This is a genomic window from Nonomuraea antri, assembly GCF_013283785.1.
GTDB classification, from domain to species: domain Bacteria; phylum Actinomycetota; class Actinomycetes; order Streptosporangiales; family Streptosporangiaceae; genus Nonomuraea; species Nonomuraea antri.
Genome location: NZ_JABCPZ010000465.1, coordinates 1 through 2,775, shown reverse-complemented (window position 1 = coordinate 2,775; position 2,775 = coordinate 1). Strand labels below are relative to the sequence as shown.

Genomic DNA, 2,775 nt, shown 5'->3' with positions numbered 1-2,775 from the left:
GGGTTGGGGTGGTGGAGGGTGTTGAGGTTCCAGCCGCGGTTGGTGGGGAAGGTGGTGGTGGCGTCGATGCCTTGTGAGACGAGTTGCCACAGATCCTCGGGTGTTTCGACGCCGCCGGGGAGTCGGCAGGCCATGCCGACCACCGCGATCGGCTCGTCCACCGTCCGCACCTGAAGAGACGCGGTCACGGCGGGGGCGGGCCGGGCCGACACGCGTTCCAGCAGGAAGTCCGAGACGGCGGTGGGGGTCGGATGATCGAAGACGAGCGTGGCGGGAAGCGTCAGCCCGGTGGCCGCCGTCAGGCGGTTGCGCAGCTCCACCGAGGCCAGCGAGTCGAACCCGGACGACTTGAACGTGCGCCGCGGGTCGACGTCCGCCGCCGAGCCGTGCCCGAGCACGACCGCGGTCTCCGCGGTGACCAGTTCGATCACGGCGGCGGCGCGCGCCTCCTCGCTCAGCGCGGCCATGTCGTCCTGCCAGGAGACCTCACCCGGTCCCGTGACGGGCGCGCGTCTCGGGCGCACCAGGTCGCGCAGCACGGCCGGTATCGGCCCTGAACGTGCCGCGGCCAGGTCGAGCCGCGCGGCGACCGGGGCCGCGTGTCCGGTCGAGAGCGCGGCGTCGAACAGCTCGAGCCCTTCGCCGACGGTGATGGGCGCGATGCCGGTTCTGGCCATGCGCGCCAGGTCGGCCTCGTTCAGATGCGCGGTCATGCCGCTCGGCTGCTCCCACAGGCCCCACACCAGCGCCGTCGCGGGCAGCCCCAGCGCCCGGCGGTGGGCGGCCAGGCCGTCGAGGAAACCGTTCGCGGCCGTGTAGCCGGCCTGACCGGCGTTGCCCAGCGTCGCCGTGATCGACGAGAACAACACGAACGCGGCCAGGTCCAGGTCCATGGTCAGCTCGTGCAGGTGCCAGGCCGCGTCGGCCTTGGGACGCAGCACCGCCTCGAACCGCTGCGGGGTCAGCGACGTCAGCGCGCCGTCGTCGAGCGCCCCGGCGGCGTGGACGACGGCGGTGAGCGGACGTTCGACGCCGGCCAGCACGCGGGCGACCTCCTCGCGGTCGGCCACGTCGGCGGCCACCACGTGCACCGTCGCGCCCAGCCCGGTCAGCTCGGCGACGAGGTCCGCCATCCCCGGCGCGTCCGGGCCGCGGCGGCTGACCAGCAGCAGGTGCCGGACGCCGTGACGGGTGACGAGGTGCCGGGCGAGCAGGCCGCCCAGCGCCCCGGAGGCGCCGGTGAGCAGGACGGTGCCGTCCGGGTCGAGGGCGGGAACCGGGTTCCGGCCGTCGGGCACCCGGACGAGTCTGGGCACGCGGACCACGCCGCCGCGGATCGCGAGCTGCGGCTCACCGGTGGCCACGGCCGCGGCGAGCAGATCACCGGAATCATCTGCGTTGGTCTCGGCGTCGGTGTCGACGAGGACGAACATGTCCGGGTACTCCACCTGCGCGGTCCTGAGCAGGCCCCAGACGGCCGCGCCGGCCAGGTTCGTGACGTCCTCGTCGGCGCCGGTGGCGACCGCGCCCGAGGTCACGACGACCAGTGGCCCGCTCTCCCGGTCGAGATGGCGCCTGGCCTCGTCCAGGATCCGCGTGGTGGCCGCCCGCACCTGGGCGGGCACGTCACCGGGCGGCAGGTCGAGACGAAGGCGGGCGGGGGCGCCGTTCGGCTCGGCGGCCGCGTCGATCGCCGGCCACTCCAGCGCGTGCACGGGCAGCCGTCCGGTGGGAGCCGGGCGCAGGGCGAGCGAGGAGACGGCGGCGACGGGCCGCCCGCTCTCGTCCCAGGCCGCGATGGTCAGCGTGTCCTGGCCGGCGGCGGTCACCCGGACGCGCAGGGCCGAGGCCGCCGGGCCGTGCAGGCGTACGCCCGACCACGCGAACGGCAGGCGGACCGCGTCGGCGGGCAGCAGCCCCGGATGCAGCGCGGCGTCCAGGAGCGCGGGGTGGATCAGGAAGGGCAGATCCGGGGAGGGGAGCCGCAACTCGGCGTAGACGGCGTCGTCCGTTCGCCACATGGCCCGCACGCCGCGGAAGGCGGCGCCGTAGTGATAGCCCAGGTCCGCCAGGCGGTCGTAGAGCTCGCCGACCTCCAGCGGCGCGGCCGCGGGCGGCGGCCAGGCGGGTCCCGGCTCAGGCGCCGCGGCCATCGCGTCGGCGGGGGCCAGCACGCCGGTGGCGTGCCTGACCCAGTCCTCATCGTCGCCCGGGCGCGAATGCACGGTCACCCCGCGCGCGCCGGCCGCATCGGGCTCGCCGACGACGACCTGCAGCGTCGACGTCTCATCCGTCAGCGGCAGCGGCGACTCCAGGGTCAGTTCGGTCAGCTCACCGCATCCGGCCCGCGCGCCCGCGTACAGGCACAGCTCGACGAACGCGGTGCCGGGCAGCAGCGCGGCACCCGCCACCACGTGGTCGCCCAGCCAGGGGTGACTGCGCAGCGACACCTGCCCGGTGAAGACGTGCCGGTCGCCGTCGGCGAGCGGCATCATGGCGCCGAGCAGCGGATGCGTCAGCGGGGCCAGGCCGGTCCGCGGGGCTTCAACGGGGTTCAGCCAGTGGCGGGAGCGCTGGAACGGGTACGTGGGCAGGTCCGTGACAGGCCCGCCGGCCCGGACCGGCGTCCAGTCCACTGCGACGCCCCGGACGTAGGCGTCCATCACCAGGGCGAGGAACCCTTCCAGGCCGCCGTCACACCGCAGCGCGATCACCTCGCGCCGCGCCTCGCCGCCGGGCGACGGCTCGCCCTGGGCGATGGCAGGGGGCTGGGCC

At 75.3% G+C, this 2,775-nt stretch carries 1 protein-coding gene; it reads right to left on the bottom strand.

Going from position 1 to position 2,775, the window contains the following annotated elements:
* A partial coding sequence (locus tag HII36_RS54450) for a type I polyketide synthase (RefSeq protein WP_173531256.1) occupies positions 1-2,775 on the bottom strand: 2,775 nt, incomplete at both ends.